The sequence below is a fragment of the Marivirga tractuosa genome, from assembly GCF_042140215.1.
Taxonomy (GTDB): domain Bacteria; phylum Bacteroidota; class Bacteroidia; order Cytophagales; family Cyclobacteriaceae; genus Marivirga; species Marivirga tractuosa_A.
The window spans coordinates 3211839-3227772 of the sequence record NZ_CP159478.1 but is presented as its reverse complement, the minus strand read 5'-3'; the positions used below and the strand labels follow the sequence as shown (position 1 = coordinate 3227772).

The following is a 15934-nucleotide window of genomic DNA, read 5'->3' as shown; positions in this document are numbered from 1 at the left end:
ATATGTCGATATTTCACAGTATTGATAGAAACGTAAATAAGACCACTGCTTTTTAAAATAGTTATTTCTTTTTGATAACTACTTCGTCAAGCTTTAATATTTCGGATTTAGAGCCCTCTTTTTGCTTCAGATCAATAAAGTAGAAACAGATATCACCCTCTTTATCTTTTTCTCTATAGAAAGCCCTTGATTTATTAATACTGGAAATATGCTGTGCTGTAGATAAAATAAATCGAAGTTCATTAGAAGCTAAATTATAGGAATAAACCTCATTTAATTCTTTTTTTCTGTTTCTTACTAAATAGAAATCATCATTGGCATTATCAACAATGGCATACCAAATCTCTTTCTTTTTATTTTCAATTTTAGGGAATTTTTTGATTGAGGTTTTGGCATTTTCAAAATCTTGAATAATAAGAGCGTTAGCTTCTGAATGATTGATGATCAGTTTATTATTGGCAACATAATAATCTACTAGATGACTCATTCCCTGGTAATATCTTGATTTTAAAGGAAGTGGCTCATTCAAGATTATAAGTTGAGAGTCTTTCTTATGGATTAAGGCATATTGATAAATGCTGTGCTTTCTTGGTGCATTTGTATTTGGGGTGACCCCTATAATATAATCTCTAATAGGTAGTTTCATTCCTGTTTGATACTCTTCAATAAAAAATTTAGCTGGGATTTCTTCTTGAATTGAAAACTGATTATTCTTAATTAAAACATTCAGACCATGACCTCCTAAGGCTACCGAGAAGGTGGAATCAGATATGGGGACCACACCCATTATAGAGCCCCATTCTTTCTTCATTTTAATAGTATCTTCAATTAAACCATTTGGGTTTGCCAGCACCAAAAAACTAGCTTTTTTAGGTCTTATGATCACTTTTTTATCTATAGGAATAATATTCCCCATATCTGCATTGGCTCTGCAAAAGAATAGATTTCCTGCAGGATCAGATTGTGCATTAATTGAAGAACTATGGCATATTATCAAAAGCAACATGGGCAAACTCAAGATAGTCTTCATGGTTTTTAGGGTTAAATGGGTTGTCAGTATTAATTAATAAACCTTTTTCTGTTGGGATTATAATTGACGGATTAAAAGTGTTTTTAGGGAGTTCTATTTCTGCAGCTAGTTCTCCGTTCAGTTTGAAAAATAGTAAACTGAATTTGGAGCGATAATAGAAATTTGACCTATCTTCATTCTCGTCAATTTCAATAGGATGTTTGTAAAGTCTTATTAATTTATCTCGATAGTAGTCATAAACCATTTTTCCTAATTGTGGGCTACCGATTAAACGCAATTGATTAGATGCGAAATCATTTATATCTATACTTACAGCTTCTGCTATTTTTTTAGAAGAAACTTCTAGTTCAGTAATCACAGCTTTGCCTTGCCTAATAGAACTTATTTCAGGACTCATATTGAATCCTACAAAGATATTTTCATTGTAATGGTGAAAATAGGGTTTTCCACTCCAAGGATACCATTTTCCATTTTTAAAATTTTCCTTGAATATTTTTGGGTAGTCAATGGATGAGATTTCTTTGATTTTCCCATTATTTAAATTAAAGTAACTTAAAAATTTATAGTCAATAAAATCTTGATCATCAGGGTAAAAAGATTGCGTTGAAATGCTGCAAAAGTAAAGTTTATCTTTTATCAAAAATGGAGAGGCATTTGACGACCAACCCGCACCAATTTCCATATCTTCAATTTCCCACTTTTGCTTTAAGTTTTTGCTGGTGTCGGTCAAATAAAAAGTTAACGGAAATGCTTCATTATGGAAAAATATGGAATCGAAATTATGTACATGAAAATTCACCAATTCATTAAAAGCATTAGCCCCTTCCATTGGAAAATCAATAATTTTTTTAACTTTTTCTTCTGTTAAATTGATTACTTCCAGTTGTTGAGGGTTTTGTGGGGATTGATAATCCCTAAAGCGAAAAAGATAATCTGTGCCATCTATATTTTTGAATTGTGAGTTTGAAGCCATTTCATTCGTCTCGAAATCCAGCTTTATTTTCTTATTTTCAATTATTGTAAAACCAAATTTTTTATCATCATTTCCTTGACACGAGCTTATCAGAAAAGTAATAATGGATGCAAGTAGAACTCTATACATTGGCAATAAGAATAGTTTAAATCAGTTATTATTTAGTTAAATTTGAACTATAACCATAAAGTATGCAATATATTATAAATAGAAAAAATAAATCAATATGCACCTTATCAATTTTTGAATTTATAATTTTTCTGTTTTTTGCTACTATAGAATTTTTCCCTCAATCCTAATCCAAATAATCGAAAGTTCATATTTCTGCATTTCCAGGTTTTAGTAATCATACAGTAGATCAAATCTCCAATCATTAAAAATTGTCTTTAAACCTCACCTCAGGCATTACGGGAAGTGTTAGTAGTATTGAGATAGGCTATTTCCAATTATGAAAAGTTAAAGGGAATTCAATTGGCTGGTTTTGCCAATATTTCGGGAGTTAATGATAAGCTAAATCCAAAATAGAAATTAGAGAATACATTATTATGGGCTTTCAATTTGCTTCAATAGCCAATAAAACTATTGGGAATGGGCATGGGTTCAAATTTCAACTTTTAATACGGCAGCATCAGGGTTTACGGGCTTTCAATTGGGATTCATGACAAATAAGGCTAGATATTTACAAGGAGCTCAAATAGCAGGCTTAATCAATTCATCTAAAGTCGGGATGGTAGGCTTTCAGATTGCTACTATTTTCAATTACTCAGACGGGCAAACCAATGGCTTGCAATTAGGATTGTTCAATTATGCACGCACTGTAGGTTTTGGTCATGAATTTAGTAGTCTTTTAAGCGATACGTGGCAGATTGGATTAATAAATTTTAGCAAAGTGAATAATGGAAATCAGATAGGTTTGATTAACATCAGCGGAAAAAATAATGGAGTGCCTTTAGGCTTGTTGAATATTGATGCAAGTGAAGGTCGCCTAAGCTTCAGATCAACTGATTTGTTTTTATCTAATGTCTCCATAGCCACAGGAAGTCGGTTTTTTAGCAATATGCTACAATTTGGCTATAATTTCTCCATCAATGGCTTACCAGTTTGGGGAATGTCTTATGGATTAGAAAAGGATTGGATGAATCCCGAGAAGACAAAATTTATTTCTTTTAGTACTGCTTTATGGCAACAAAAAGCAAAGGATATAAAACTGTTAAAAGGACCCAAAATATTGAGGTCTGAATTTATTTATGGCTATAAATTTAATAAAATTCGGTTTCTAGAAATTGGTTTAGCTATAAATTACCAAATAAAAACAGTAGAAAGTCAAGAGCCTTCTTTATTCTCAATGGGAAATTTCTTTCCAGGAATCGTTTTAGGAATACAATAAAATCAGTTCTGAGGGATTACTATAATTATTGCACAAATGCTAAGCTAGGACTTAGAGTGATATTCGAATATTTTAAACCCCTAAATTCTCACCTTATCATCTGCCTTTAAAGCATTTATTTATTTTTCTTTTTTCAGAAAAAGACCAATCAGATTATTTAAATCTGACTGGCCTGGTAAAACTGTTATACATCATAAGGATCCGATTTTTTCAAAGAATTCGCTAAAAACATTAAACGATTTGGCTCATTCAATTGGTTTTGCCTGCTTAATATCCGAGCAGATTATACTGTAAGAATAAATTAATATTCCATTTTCTGTCCTACGTTTATAACCATAACATTCTCCCACAGGGTCACCATTTATAGAATTTTCCATACAGTCAGAAGGTAAATCTTCGTAAAGTAATCTTAGAGAGTCTTGAAATATAATTTCACCAATTTTAAACTTGTATTCCAGTCTAAGGAACAATATTCACTCGCTCCAAAAAAACAACTACCCTCAATATCGAGAGAATCATAAGACTAAATTTCATAATGAAAGCTTTCAGCAAGTTCATCTCCATAAATTTTGATTTCCACCCTATAATCGGTTTCATTAATGATTCTTCTAGTTGCTTTCTGCTAATTTACTTTATGAAATGCTGATAATAGGAATAAAAGTAATATTAGATTTTTCCTACCAATTATCCTCCCTAATTTGGTTATAAAAACTAGTACCTACGGTTAAACTATGTTCTGTTTAGTTGCTGTAATGCTTGCGCAAATAGGTGCCAACTCCAGAGAGTGTAGTTCGTCTGTACAGTGCCAGTTTAATTTGTTTGAAAGTGCGGCATTTCATTTTATATGAGAAAAACAAAAGCATAAGCATAGGATCTTACCTAATACTTTTTATTAACCTTTTTTACTTAAAACTTATTTGCCAACTCATAATCAGATTCTTCGATAGTGAAAACAAAAACCTTATCTTCTATTTCCTCATAACCATTGTTGGCTACGCCTGGAGTATTGAAAATATTGAAATCCATGATGTTCTTTTTGTTGATCTCCCTGCAATAAGTATCAGATATGCAGTATGTAAGTACACTTTCATTTTCAAAAATAACTTGAACTGAATCAGCTCCTTCGGACCATCTAGCAACAGGATTACAATTTTGTACTTGACCCCTTTCAATGTCACATATACTTTTCAAAGTGTCTGCACTATTTTCGGCAATCTTAATTTTCTCAAATAAGTTATTGGACACCCATATATTTATCTCTACAGGTTTATCAGTTTGATTATTAATTATCCTAGTAACCATTATCGTAGATTCCTGATGACATGCATTTATAGATAGACAGAAACACAAAAACCAAACTATTCTTATTATATTCTTCATAGCCTTCATTAATTATCCTCTCTAATATCATTGTAAAAACTGGTAACAGCTGTTAATCTACTCTCAGTTGAATTGACATAATTATTGCGTAAATGGGTGGCAACGCCCGAGAGAGTGGTTCTTCTGTCCAATGCATCTTGAATTTGTTCTAAAGTATAACCCTCAACATCGTCATCCGCAAAGTCTAAATTACCATTATTATCATTTCTTTGGTTAGAATTATCAATCAGGTCAATAAAGTATGGTGTGTATTTCCAACTATCATCACCACAACACTCAATACCTGTTCTATCTTCGTCAATCAAACCATTCACTTGAGCAGGATAATACGGTAAAGTAAAATAATACTCCACAGCCGTAGCCCAACTTTCTCCTTCAATGCCTATACTCAATATCGCATTTGTGGGTGATTTTAAAAAGTGAGAAACATGTGCGAGTTCATGCATGGTTACCTCATACAAGTCGTCTGTTAAAAGCCGATTACCATTATCAAATCTAGTATAAATTTTCACATCATTTCTCAAGACATTAAAGGTGGGGGAGATGGGGATATGCCGCGCAACACCCAAAGCATTTGATCTCCCGCTTCTTAGTACGGGCCTTATTTTAGCTGTCACCAAAACCCCAGGTAATTTTAATCGATGTCTAGACGCTTGCGTTCTAAAATGGTATATAGCATTTAAAATGGTGGTGCTATTCCAAGCTACTGATTCGTTACCAAAGGGAATGTTCCGGTTCCAGGCTCCTTTTCTTTTAGGCCCGTTCAGATTTATGGAAAAACCTTTCCAATCGGTCACTTTATGACCAGCAGTTTCTACCTCAATAGAGTAATTTACTTCCCCTCTAAAACTTTTAGAGATTCTAAACCGTCCGTCTGTAACACTTGTGTTAGCCGACCCCCATTTAAGCAATTTTCTTGCCCTCACTTTACAATAACGTACAGGAACATCTCCTCTATCTACACCAGTTCCAAATCCAGTTCTCTCTTCAACCTGAATTCTTCCAGATGGATTCCATTTTGAGGCACTTCTGCCGTTAGCCTTGCTCTCTTCATCCAAGTTATTAGTGATTTTTAGGGCCTCATACTCTAAAGCGTCCCATATATCATAAAGCATGCGATTTTGTGTATCATCATTTTCTCCATCCATCATAAATAGTTCATCCAACACTTCATATTCAATGGCAGGAAACTCATAGTCCACAGGCACCACTGTATATAGCCAAGTGAATGCTTGGTCTTCAAGTTCAGGATCGTGATACCATTGTCCCATAACTTCAATATCATAAAGCAAGGGATGGTCAAATAAAACCAAGGCGCTATCGTCTTCTAACTGTATCGTTTGTATGGTGTCGCTTGGAAGAAAACGAATGTAAAGATGTGTGGTGTTAATTTCCAACTCTTCACCAAGTCGGGCATTTTGGCGTAAGTTGTTTAAAGCCTTTTTCATATTTCAATGGAATACGGATTTTCCAATTTTTTACCTAATACGATCTTTTCGCCTTTTAAGTATTCTTCAGAAATATAAGTGGGCTTTTTGTTTAATTCCTCTTCGGGTTGACACGCCAAAGAACTAAATAGGACTATTAGTGATAGTCCTATTTTAATGGGATAGTTTATTTTGTTCATCTAGCAATTAATTTAGTTCGTTACGAACGTAAATATACGTTCGTTTCTTATATAATAATAGCTGTTAAATGGTTTTTTTGAATAATTATTGTTGGAGCGCTTAAATAATAATTTACTCCAGCATCATTAAATTCAAATAGATGAGAAACAAAAAAAGCAGCCAATTATGACTGCTTTTTTGTTGTAGATGTAATTATTTTATTCTTCTTTTCTAACCTTCCCTTTATTCTTTACTTCCACTAAATCCCCATCTTCTAAAGTTTTAGAAATAGCTAAGAAAGTGACCTCTCACCACTTTTTGTCCAGCTGATAAGCCTTCTTTAATTTGAATATATTCAAAATCACTTATTCCAGTAACAACCTCAGTCATTTTAACGGCATTGTCATCCTGAACAACAAATACAACTTCCTTTTCTTTTTTCGGCTCTCTTTTATCAACTTCTTCATTTGCAGTAGAATCTTTCTCAACTTCTGGAGATCTTAATGTAACTGAAGCTAATGGCACAGTTAAAATATCCTCTTTTGTTTCTGTCATGATTTCCACACTTGCCGTCATGCCCGGTCTAAAAGGAGAATCTCCATCTTCTTTAATTAAATCTTCATAAGAAGAATTGAGTATTTTTACTTTTACTTCAAACTCAGTAACAGCATCTTGCGAAGCCTTGTCGTTTGCTGTATTTGCAATAGCAGTCACTACACCTTTAAATTCTTTCTCCATATAAGTATAGGAATCGACCTCAATGTTTGCCGTATCGCCAATATTAATTCTAATGATGTCATTTTCATTTACATCAACTCGAACTTCCATATTGTTCAAATTGGCAATACGCATCATTTCTGTTCCTGCCATTTGCTGTGTACCCACAACACGCTCACCAAGCTCAACGCTTAGTTTTGAAACGGTACCGTCTACAGGTGAATAAATGGTAGTTCTTCTCAAGTTCTCGCTAGCTTCATCTACTGTCGCCTGACTACTTTTTACAGTATATCTTGCTGCCAATACATTTTTTTCTGAAGCTACTTTGTCATTTTCTGCTACTTGATAATTCGCTAAAGCTGTTTCATAATCAGCTGTTGAAATAACCTTTTGTTCATATAATTTCTTCTGACGTTCGAAAGTTTGCTTCGCTTGAGTTAGTTGCGCTTTTGCACGTTCTAAAGAAGCTTCAGCTTGCGCCAATGAAGCTTTTTGCTGATTCAAATTAGCTCTTGCTCTTTCTAATGCACTTTGAAAATTATCAGGTCTGATTTTCACTAAAAGGTCATCTTTCTTCACAGGATCACCTTCTTCCACAGCCAATTCTGTAATTTCACCAGCCACATCAGGGCTGAGTTTTACTTCCACCACAGGTTGTACTGTTCCACTGGCATTCACTTTTTCAATTATAGTCCTTTTCTTTACTTCTTCCACTTCAACAGAAATAGAAGGGGGTTGCCCAATCACTCCTGATTTTTTACCGATAATAGCTGCTATTATTAAGATAACAACAATCCCAATCAGGATATAAAGTGTTTTTTTAGATGATTTTTTCTTAGCCATGGTTAAAAGTTTAATGGTTTCCCTTGATAAAAGTCCAATACTTTAAGTTTAAATATATAGTCGTATTTTGCTCGGATGAGGTCTGATTTTACTCTTTCAAAATCATTTTTTATTTGAGTGAATTCAACAGCATCAGTTGCTCCTAATTCTAGTCTTTGTTCTGCGTTTTTAAAACTAAGTTCAGAAGCCTCAAAACTGTTTTTCAGTGCTTCATACGATTTAGCTGCAGCTTTCACATCCAAATAAGCCTGTTCGATGGTTTGCTGTAATTGGTTCTTTACAGATGTTAATTGATATTCACTTCTTTTCTGTGTGATAATTGCTTGTTGTACATTATTTTTTACTTGGAATTTATTAAAAATAGGGATGTTCAAACTAAGACCAACAAACCGCCTTTGATTAAAATCCAACTGATTCCAATAAGTATTTTCAGTAAACTCAGAAGGAACCTCTTGCTGAGTAACAACAAGATCACCAGTGTTTTCCACTACTCCGATAGGGCGAGTGACAGTCATATTTTCAGATCCCAAAACTGGAAATTGCTCTGGTGCAGCATCAGAATAATTGGTTGATATACCTGCGTTCAAGCTCAGAGAGGGATAGTAACCACTTCTAGCCACTCCAATTCCCCTTATTGCACTTTCTTTTCTATATTCTGCTGCTTTAATAATAGGTTGGTTTTGCAATGCATATTGATACACATTGGAAGATGATTCCATCAAGTCCTCAGGATTCGGTTCAGGTAAATCAGGGATTTCAATATCAAAGGGTTGATCTGCTGGTATCTGTAAGGCTTGCTTTAATTGCAGATAAGATATATCTAAATTATTTTGAGCTCTCACAACTTCCAGTTCATCATTAGCTTTTTGTTGTTTTATTTGCAGTAAATCAGCCTGTGCCAATGCACCTATTTCAACTTGTTTTTCTACTCTATTCTCTTGGATTTCAGTAGTTTCAAGTCTAAGTTTGGCAATCTCTAATAGTTCTTTATTAAATAGAATATTAGTATAAAAAGTAACCACATTTAAAGTGACATCATTTTTAACACTTTCCAAGTCTTTTTCCGATGCTAGCTGACCATATTGATCTCTTTTAATGCTGTTGTATCTTTGTCCACCATCAAATAATGGCAAACTTGCGTTTAATCCAGCATTCTGAGAATTGATTCCTCTATCAATGATAGTGTTTGTAAATGGATCAATAGATCTACCAGTAGATGTGTTTACCCCTAAACTACCATTCACACTTGGTAGGTTATTCATTTTTGAGCCAAATAAATTGATTTCTGCACTTTCAACATCCAAGCTAGATTGTTTTACTTGCAGGTTATTTTCCAATGCATAGTCAACACATTTCTGTAATGACCATTTATCTTGACCATTTAAATTTAGTCCAATGGTTAAGAAAATAAATATGATAAAAATTCTAAGCATAATTTTAATTAATAGTTTACATGTCAATATCCGGGATATAGATAACATCTATTACCCAATCCAGGTTTTTAAGGTATTCAAGAGAAATTGTTTTTAGTCCTGTGTCCATTTCAATTGCCAAACAAGCAATATCATGTTTTCCTTTACGGGAAACACTCATTGTGGCAATATTGGCTTTATCGTTACTGATAATATTCGAAATAAAGGCGATACTTCCTTGTGTATCTTCAGCAGTAATAATTAAAGTGTGTAATGCAGCTGAAATATTGGCAGTAAATCCATTTACCTTTGAAATATTGATTACTCCACCACCTAAGCTTTCGCCTATTACTTCAACTTTTCGATCACCTTTTGTTAAATTTAATTTGATAGTGTTGGGATGGTAAGTCCCCGCACTCCCAATTGATTTGAATGTATAATGTAAACCAGCTTCCTCTGCTAATTCAAAAGCTTGTTTTATCCTAATGTCGTCAGTTTTATAATTTAATAATCCGGCAACAATAGCTTTATCGCTGCCATGACCTTCATAAGTTCGAGCAAAAGAATTATAAAAAGTGATAATAGCCTCATCAGGAATTCCTCCCAAAACCTTTACTGCTGCACGGGCAATTCTTACGACTCCTGCGGTATGTGAACTCGAAGTGACCTATCATTACGGGACCAATCATATCAAAAATGCTACTTCTTTCTGCCATTATTCAAAATAAAACCCAATATTAGACAATTATTTGCAGTGGCAAAAGTATTATTGATGAGTGGATAATGGAAGTTTTAAAAGCGAAATAAGTATGATTAACTACAATGGTAACTTAACGCCCTCTGGATCAGCGAGTTTGGAAGTTTCAAATAGAGGATTTCAATTTGGAGATGGGATTTTCGAAACTATAATTTTTCGAAAAAAAGAAATAATGTTTTTAAATGAACATTGGGAGAGGATTTCAGAAAGTGTAAATGACTTAAAATTAAATTTCCCTTTTACAAAAAAAGATCTGGAGAATACACTTTTGGAATTATTGGAAGTGAACGGGTTAATGGGACAGTCTGCAAGAATGAAGCTCTATATCTGGAGAAAAGCTGGCGGTTTATACACTCCCGATCATTTTGATGCTGAGTTTTTGTTGACTGCTGATCAGGCTGAAAGAAAGAAAATTCGAAAATTTGATAAAGTAGGGTTAGCGGATACAATTTTCTTGCAAAAAACAGCTTTTAGCCATTTAAAAACCATTTCAGCTTTACCTTATGTAATGGCAGGTATTGAAAAGAAGAAAAGAGGACTGGAAGAAATTATCTTATTAGATCAAGATGGTTATGTGGCAGAGGCATCTTCATCCAATCTTTATCTTTTAAATCTAGAGAACCGTACAATCTACACCCCATCCTTGCAAACTGGTTGCATTAATGGAGTAAGTAGAAGGTATTTATTTAAAAATGCAAAGAAGTTTGATATGGAAATTAAAGAGGTGCTGTGGCTGCCTGAGGAATTAATTTCAAATAAACTATCCATATTCACCATTAATGTAGCTGGTGTAAATAGTATTCAGAAAATTTATAAGACAAAAATGGGAGATGGCTCAGAAGGTTTGAAGTTATTGGAAGAGATTTTTAAGTGGTAGATTATAAATCCGAAAAATCAGGAATATCCTTCTCAAAAATCAATTCTTTCCTACTTTACTCACTGGGACAACATAGTTATCCAAAGTACAAATAATTTGAAAGGATTTAGGAACAAGGTATACCTGATTTAAATAGAGGAAATATAAGATTGAATTAACATGATGAGTTTATTAATAGCTAACTCCTCCATTTTCGCTTTAGCGAAAAGGCGGGTTGGAGGGTAAAATGGCGGGCCAGCGTTGGCATTTGTGGGAAGCAGCATCATTTCACCTATTCCCGATAGGTATCGGGATTGCCAGCCAATAGCTGGTCAGCCTCTGGCCGACATACTTTTTCATCAATGGAAAAAGTATGAGCCAATAGGCTAGCTTAAGTTACAATAACTGTTAATTGAATAATGATTAACCCTGCTCTATGCGGTACCAAAAAGCAATGATAAAATGCCTTTAAATCAATAAAATTCAATACTCTATTATTACAGTGAAAAACGGGAGGAGTTAGATTATAAATCCAAAAACTTAGGAATCTCTTTCTCAAAAACCAATTCTTTGGCATCAGGTCTAAAACAGTAATGCTCCATTCCATTGGTGATAATCATATATTTAGCTTGAAACTGACTATAGTAATTTGCGATTTGTGAAAAGGTATTATTTGATATCTTTACTTCAGGTGCTTTGCATTCTATCAAAAGAAGCGGTTCCATTTTTCTATTGAAAACGGTTACATCCGTTCGTTTTTTCCTTTCATGATATTTTAATCCGGATTCTGATTTAATAAGGCTGGCAGGATAGTTTTTATAGTGAATCAAAAACTGGATAAAGTGCTGGCGAACCCACTCCTCAGGTGTTAAAACCAAAAACTTTTTCCTGATGGGATCAAAAATATGTATCTTGCCATCCATTTTACGCAAGTTCACATCATAAGGCGGAAGGTTTAATTTTTGCATTAGTTTCGCTTAACTTTGTGGCAAATGAATTGCAAATTACTGACAATTATTTAATCAAAACTCATAAATGAAGACAAAAAAAGAAATCGTTGACAATTGGTTGCCACGTTATACTGGAACTGGCCTTGATGAATTTGGTGACTATATTTTATTGACCAATTTCATTAACTATGTTGAAATGTTTGCTGATCAATACAATGTCGAGATTAAAGGTCGAGATAAGCCTATGCAAACTGCTACCGCTGAAGGTATTACTATTATAAATTTTGGTATGGGAAGCTCCGTTGCAGCTACAGTTATGGATTTACTTTCTTCTATTATGCCCAAAGCAGTTTTATTCTTAGGGAAATGTGGAGGCATTAAAAAGAAATCAAAAATCGGTGATTTGATTTTGCCCTTAGCGGGAATAAGAGGAGAAGGAACGAGCAATGACTATATGCCACCTGAAGTACCTGCTTTACCATCGTTTCGCTTGCAAAGAGCAGTTTCTTCTATGATTAAAAAGCATGAAAGGGATTATTACACAGGGACAGTTTTCACCACAAACCGTAGGGTTTGGGAACATGATGATGAATTCAAAGATTATTTAAGAAGAATTAGAGCGATGGCTGTAGATATGGAAACCGCTACAATATTTTCAGTTGGCTTTGTTAATAGTATTCCAAGAGGTGCTTTGCTATTGGTTTCTGATAATCCAATGACTCCAGAGGGAGTGAAAACAGCTCAAAGTGATCAAAAAGTAACGGGTAGCTATGTGAATTATCACCTTCAAATTGGGATAGATTCCTTAATTGAATTAAAAAATTCGGGTGAATCAGTAAAACATTTGAAGTTTACTGAAACATTATTCGATCAGGATTGATTTTAATTTACTTAATTATCGAAACCTGTCAGGTTTGTCTGGATTAAATATTGGTCGGTGGCACACCGACCAGGGAAGGTTTCCCGAATGCTATTAAGTTAAGCTTTGATGGCACGTGGTTAACTGTAATCCTAAAAAAATAACCTTGGTTATTTTTTTTATGTTCTTTTGTTACTTTTGTGGTAGTAATGTGCAACTGTTAATTGGAAAGTAAACCTTACACTTCACCACATAAGAGACAAAAGAAAACAAAAGGTTTTTCGCTGTAGCGAAAAACTCGTTAAGGAAATTTTCTTAACTTAATAGCATTGAAGGTGTCCCTATGGTTAGTGGCACACCAACCATTTTAATTCCATAACCTGACAGGTTTAAAACCCAATCATAAAAATGAATAAACTCTTACTCAGTTTAACCCTTATCTTAATAATATCTTCTTGTTCCAGTCGAGAAAAAGTAGATTCAATTTATTTTAATGGAACGGTTTATACTGTCAATGCAAATTTTGATAAGGCAGAAGCTTTTGCCATAAAAGATGGAAAGTTTGTAGCTATTGGAAGCTCCAAAGACATTCGTAATCAATATCAGGCTAATGAGGAAATTGATTTGATGGAAGCTCCCGTATTTCCTGGATTTATTGACGGACATGCACATTTCGTGCGCTATGCCAAGGATTTAGGTGATGTAGATTTATTTGGTACTGCTTCTTTTGATGAATTGATTCAAAGATTGCAAAAACATGCTGAGCAATTTCCGGATGAACCCGTTTTACTAGGGCAAGGTTGGGATCAAAATAATTGGGAGGGTAAAAAATTCCCTACTAAAGATACTCTAGATATTTTGTTTCCTGATAAGGTAGTGATGTTAAGAAGGATAGATGCCCATGCCGTTTTGACCAACCAAAAAGGATTGGATTTGGCGGGGATAACTGCCAATACAAAAATTTCAGGTGGTGAAATATTATTGGAAAATGGCAAACCAAGCGGAGTTTTGATCGATAATGCGATGAACTTATTGAGCGATAAAATGCCTGAAATGAGTGAATTGCAAAAGAAAGAGTTGATCCAACAAGCAGAAGCAAATTGTTTTGCTGTTGGCATTACTTCTTTAGCAGAAGCGGGATTAGATAAATCTCAAATTGATTTATTGGATGAAATGCAGAAGGATAGTCTTTTGAAAATGCGAATTTATGCTATGATAAATCCTACTCCTGAAAACATGGAATACTATTTCAGTAATGGGCACTATAAAACTGATTATTTAAACGTACGCTCATTTAAAATTTATGGTGATGGTGCTTTGGGTTCTAGAGGTGCTAGTTTACTGGAGCCTTATGCTGATGATGAAGATAATTACGGTTTCTTAAGAAGTGAACCAGAAGTTTTTGACAGCCTGGCAAAAGTGATTTTTGCTAAGGATTTTCAAATGAATACGCATTGCATAGGTGATTCTGCAAACAGAGCCATTACCAATATTTATGCAAAGTATTTGAAAGGTAAAAATGATAAAAGGTGGAGAATAGAACATGCTCAGGTTTTGGATGATAACGATTTTAGTAAATTCGGGGATTATAATATTTTACCCTCCGTTCAACCGACTCATGCTACTTCCGATATGGATTGGGCGGATGAAAGACTGGGAGAGGAGAGAGTGAAAAATGCCTACGCTTATCAAGAACTATTGAAGCAAAATGGAAAGCTGGTCTTGGGATCTGATTTTCCCGTAGAAGATATTAATCCAATTTATGGATTTCATGCAGCTGTTGCCCGTCAGGATGATGATAATTTGCCTGAAGACGGTTTTCAGCCTGAGAATGCCTTAAGTAGAAAAGAAGCTTTAAAAGGAATGACTTCATGGGCTGCTTTCGGACAATTTGAAGAAAAAGAGAAAGGAAGTATCGCAAAAGGAAAATGGGCTGATTTTGTGATTTTGGATAGAGATATTATGGAAGTCTCAGTAGAGGAATTAAGAGATACAAAAGTAATTCAGACGCATTCTGCTGGAGAGAAAGTTTTTAAATTGAAATGATGAAAAAAGAGATTACCATAGCAGAGGCTCAAGAAAAAGTAGATGAATGGATAAAGACCGTAGGCGTCCGATATTTCAATGAACTTACCAATATGACCATACTGACTGAAGAAGTAGGGGAATTGGCTCGAATTATGGCTCGAAAATATGGTGAGCAGTCCTTCAAAGAAAGCGATAAGGATGCTGACTTAGGAGATGAAATGGCTGATGTGTTATGGGTATTGATTTGCCTGGCTAATCAAACAGGAGTTGACTTGACTGATGCCTTACAGAAAAATATTGAGAAGAAAACTAAGCGGGATAAGGACAGGCATAAGGGTAATGAGAAATTGAAATAGACTATCATGAAAAATTTAATTATAATCTTATTTATATTAAGTTTTGCTGGATGTACTGCAGATCAAGAAGAATTACCCACAAGGAAATTTATAGAGTCTGTTTATATGCTTGAACAAAAAGCAAATAATTCTTGGCAAGTAGATTTAAATGGTGGATTATCAGAAGAAAACCCATATTTTCAATTTATGCATGAAAATGAACTTGCTTTGGGGTTTCTTCAGTGGAACTTGATAGATGAAAAGATTCCTGATTCTATTAAGTTTTCTACTAAAAGTCCTGAAGAAGTTCATAAGGATTTTATAAGTTTCACCCAGCAGGATAAGGATATAGTTATAGCAATACAATTATTTATCTATCCTGAAAAATTCAAAGACAAACATCAAATCAATATAGACAGCTTAGTAAGCTTGAGTTCGAGATTGTTTTTTGCTACCGCTACTGAAGAGGGAAATGTTGGCTGGAAATTGTGTGCTGGTAAAAGCAAGTTTCCTGAAATTTATGGGCAGACGAAAAGCTATGAGTCCGTTGCCCTTCAAGCACTATGTTTTCAAGCAGTATTTGAAGAGAAATATTCTAATCCTGAGAAAACAGTTTGGGCCTCATTTAATCAAAAAATTCCTGAAGTTTCAGCAGAAATGAATAGCATCGAATATGATGATTACATAGACAAGGCAAACCAATTAATGTGGAAAAAAAATGTCTGATTCTGAAGAATTAAAGGATTTGCTTGTTGGTTTAACAACTAGTGAGCATTCAAAATTATACTTCAAAGTAATTG

General features: G+C 34.2%; 14 protein-coding genes and 1 pseudogene. 6 read left to right on the top strand and 9 right to left on the bottom strand.

Annotated features, from left to right (window positions below; all coding sequences use genetic code 11):
• Positions 1 to 61: 61 nt before the first annotated feature.
• Together ABWH96_RS14545 and ABWH96_RS14540 are read right to left on the bottom strand one after the other, a co-directional pair.
• Positions 62 to 1030, bottom strand: a complete 969-nt coding sequence (locus ABWH96_RS14545) for a hypothetical protein (protein ID WP_375578244.1) — start codon at positions 1028 to 1030, stop codon at positions 62 to 64.
• Entirely contained in the window at positions 981 to 2132 is a 1152-nt protein-coding gene (locus tag ABWH96_RS14540) for a DUF4221 family protein (RefSeq protein ID WP_375578243.1), read from the bottom strand. The genes ABWH96_RS14545 and ABWH96_RS14540 overlap by 50 nt, the downstream gene beginning before the upstream one ends.
• Before the next feature lie 529 nt (positions 2133 to 2661).
• Between ABWH96_RS14540 and ABWH96_RS14535 the strand changes: the two genes are divergently transcribed.
• Complete coding sequence (locus ABWH96_RS14535; protein WP_375578242.1) at positions 2662 to 3390, top strand: hypothetical protein; 729 nt, start codon at positions 2662 to 2664, stop codon at positions 3388 to 3390.
• A gap of 906 nt (positions 3391 to 4296) precedes the next feature.
• Here the strand turns inward: ABWH96_RS14535 and ABWH96_RS14530 are convergent.
• The 6 genes and pseudogenes from ABWH96_RS14530 to sdaAB all read right to left on the bottom strand — a co-directional run bounded on the left by ABWH96_RS14530 (position 4297) and on the right by sdaAB (position 10065).
• Positions 4297 to 4770: a hypothetical protein gene (locus tag ABWH96_RS14530; protein ID WP_375578241.1), complete on the bottom strand. Its 474-nt coding sequence runs from the start codon at positions 4768 to 4770 to the stop codon at positions 4297 to 4299.
• Between the two features lie 8 nt (positions 4771 to 4778).
• Entirely contained in the window at positions 4779 to 6218 is a 1440-nt protein-coding gene (locus tag ABWH96_RS14525) for a hypothetical protein (protein ID WP_375578240.1), read from the bottom strand.
• Positions 6215 to 6397: a hypothetical protein gene (locus tag ABWH96_RS14520; RefSeq protein WP_375578239.1), complete on the bottom strand. Its 183-nt coding sequence runs from the start codon at positions 6395 to 6397 to the stop codon at positions 6215 to 6217. The genes ABWH96_RS14525 and ABWH96_RS14520 overlap by 4 nt, the downstream gene beginning before the upstream one ends.
• Before the next feature lie 262 nt (positions 6398 to 6659).
• Entirely contained in the window at positions 6660 to 7937 is a 1278-nt protein-coding gene (locus ABWH96_RS14515) for an efflux RND transporter periplasmic adaptor subunit (RefSeq protein ID WP_375578238.1), read from the bottom strand.
• A 2-nt stretch (positions 7938 to 7939) separates the two neighbouring features.
• The gene (locus ABWH96_RS14510; protein ID WP_375578237.1) at positions 7940 to 9370 is read right to left on the bottom strand and encodes a TolC family protein; all 1431 of its coding nucleotides are present in this window, start codon (positions 9368 to 9370) and stop codon (positions 7940 to 7942) included.
• Between the two features lie 16 nt (positions 9371 to 9386).
• Positions 9387 to 10065 (bottom strand): annotated as a pseudogene (gene sdaAB, locus ABWH96_RS14505) (L-serine ammonia-lyase, iron-sulfur-dependent subunit beta).
• A gap of 93 nt (positions 10066 to 10158) precedes the next feature.
• Here sdaAB and ABWH96_RS14500 point away from each other — a divergent pair.
• On the top strand, positions 10159 to 10983 hold the full coding sequence (locus tag ABWH96_RS14500) for an aminotransferase class IV (RefSeq protein ID WP_375578236.1): 825 nt from the start codon (positions 10159 to 10161) through the stop codon (positions 10981 to 10983).
• A 503-nt stretch (positions 10984 to 11486) separates the two neighbouring features.
• Here ABWH96_RS14500 and ABWH96_RS14495 read toward each other — a convergent pair.
• On the bottom strand, positions 11487 to 11930 hold the full coding sequence (locus tag ABWH96_RS14495; protein ID WP_375578235.1) for a type I restriction enzyme HsdR N-terminal domain-containing protein: 444 nt from the start codon (positions 11928 to 11930) through the stop codon (positions 11487 to 11489).
• A gap of 67 nt (positions 11931 to 11997) precedes the next feature.
• Here ABWH96_RS14495 and ABWH96_RS14490 point away from each other — a divergent pair, with 67 nt between their 5' ends.
• The 4 genes from ABWH96_RS14490 (at position 11998) to ABWH96_RS14475 (ending at position 15860) form a co-directional block, all read left to right on the top strand.
• Positions 11998 to 12792, top strand: a complete 795-nt coding sequence (locus tag ABWH96_RS14490; protein WP_375578234.1) for an AMP nucleosidase — start codon at positions 11998 to 12000, stop codon at positions 12790 to 12792.
• Between the two features lie 387 nt (positions 12793 to 13179).
• On the top strand, positions 13180 to 14817 hold the full coding sequence (locus tag ABWH96_RS14485; protein WP_375578233.1) for an amidohydrolase: 1638 nt from the start codon (positions 13180 to 13182) through the stop codon (positions 14815 to 14817).
• Positions 14817 to 15155 (top strand): nucleotide pyrophosphohydrolase, encoded by a 339-nt coding sequence (locus tag ABWH96_RS14480; RefSeq protein WP_375581490.1) that lies wholly within the window; start codon positions 14817 to 14819, stop codon positions 15153 to 15155. Before ABWH96_RS14485 ends, ABWH96_RS14480 begins: the two co-directional genes overlap by 1 nt.
• A 6-nt stretch (positions 15156 to 15161) precedes the next feature.
• A complete protein-coding gene (locus ABWH96_RS14475; protein ID WP_375578232.1) occupies positions 15162 to 15860 on the top strand; it encodes a hypothetical protein in 699 nt (232 codons plus the stop codon).
• Positions 15861 to 15934: the final 74 nt, after the last annotated feature.

What these genes read in the sequence shown, in the direction of transcription:
- ABWH96_RS14545 (WP_375578244.1), bottom strand. Translation starts at nt 1,030, where the DNA reads ATGAAGACTATCTTGAGTTTGCCCATGTTGCTTTTGATAATATGCCAT.
- ABWH96_RS14540 (WP_375578243.1), bottom strand. Translation starts at nt 2,132, where the DNA reads ATGTATAGAGTTCTACTTGCATCCATTATTACTTTTCTGATAAGCTCG.
- ABWH96_RS14535 (WP_375578242.1), top strand. Translation starts at nt 2,662, where the DNA reads ATGACAAATAAGGCTAGATATTTACAAGGAGCTCAAATAGCAGGCTTA.
- ABWH96_RS14530 (WP_375578241.1), bottom strand. Translation starts at nt 4,770, where the DNA reads ATGAAGAATATAATAAGAATAGTTTGGTTTTTGTGTTTCTGTCTATCT.
- ABWH96_RS14525 (WP_375578240.1), bottom strand. Translation starts at nt 6,218, where the DNA reads ATGAAAAAGGCTTTAAACAACTTACGCCAAAATGCCCGACTTGGTGAA.
- ABWH96_RS14520 (WP_375578239.1), bottom strand. Translation starts at nt 6,397, where the DNA reads ATGAACAAAATAAACTATCCCATTAAAATAGGACTATCACTAATAGTC.
- ABWH96_RS14515 (WP_375578238.1), bottom strand. Translation starts at nt 7,937, where the DNA reads ATGGCTAAGAAAAAATCATCTAAAAAAACACTTTATATCCTGATTGGG.
- ABWH96_RS14510 (WP_375578237.1), bottom strand. Translation starts at nt 9,370, where the DNA reads ATGCTTAGAATTTTTATCATATTTATTTTCTTAACCATTGGACTAAAT.
- ABWH96_RS14500 (WP_375578236.1), top strand. Translation starts at nt 10,159, where the DNA reads ATGATTAACTACAATGGTAACTTAACGCCCTCTGGATCAGCGAGTTTG.
- ABWH96_RS14495 (WP_375578235.1), bottom strand. Translation starts at nt 11,930, where the DNA reads ATGCAAAAATTAAACCTTCCGCCTTATGATGTGAACTTGCGTAAAATG.
- ABWH96_RS14490 (WP_375578234.1), top strand. Translation starts at nt 11,998, where the DNA reads ATGAAGACAAAAAAAGAAATCGTTGACAATTGGTTGCCACGTTATACT.
- ABWH96_RS14485 (WP_375578233.1), top strand. Translation starts at nt 13,180, where the DNA reads ATGAATAAACTCTTACTCAGTTTAACCCTTATCTTAATAATATCTTCT.
- ABWH96_RS14480 (WP_375581490.1), top strand. Translation starts at nt 14,817, where the DNA reads ATGAAAAAAGAGATTACCATAGCAGAGGCTCAAGAAAAAGTAGATGAA.
- ABWH96_RS14475 (WP_375578232.1), top strand. Translation starts at nt 15,162, where the DNA reads ATGAAAAATTTAATTATAATCTTATTTATATTAAGTTTTGCTGGATGT.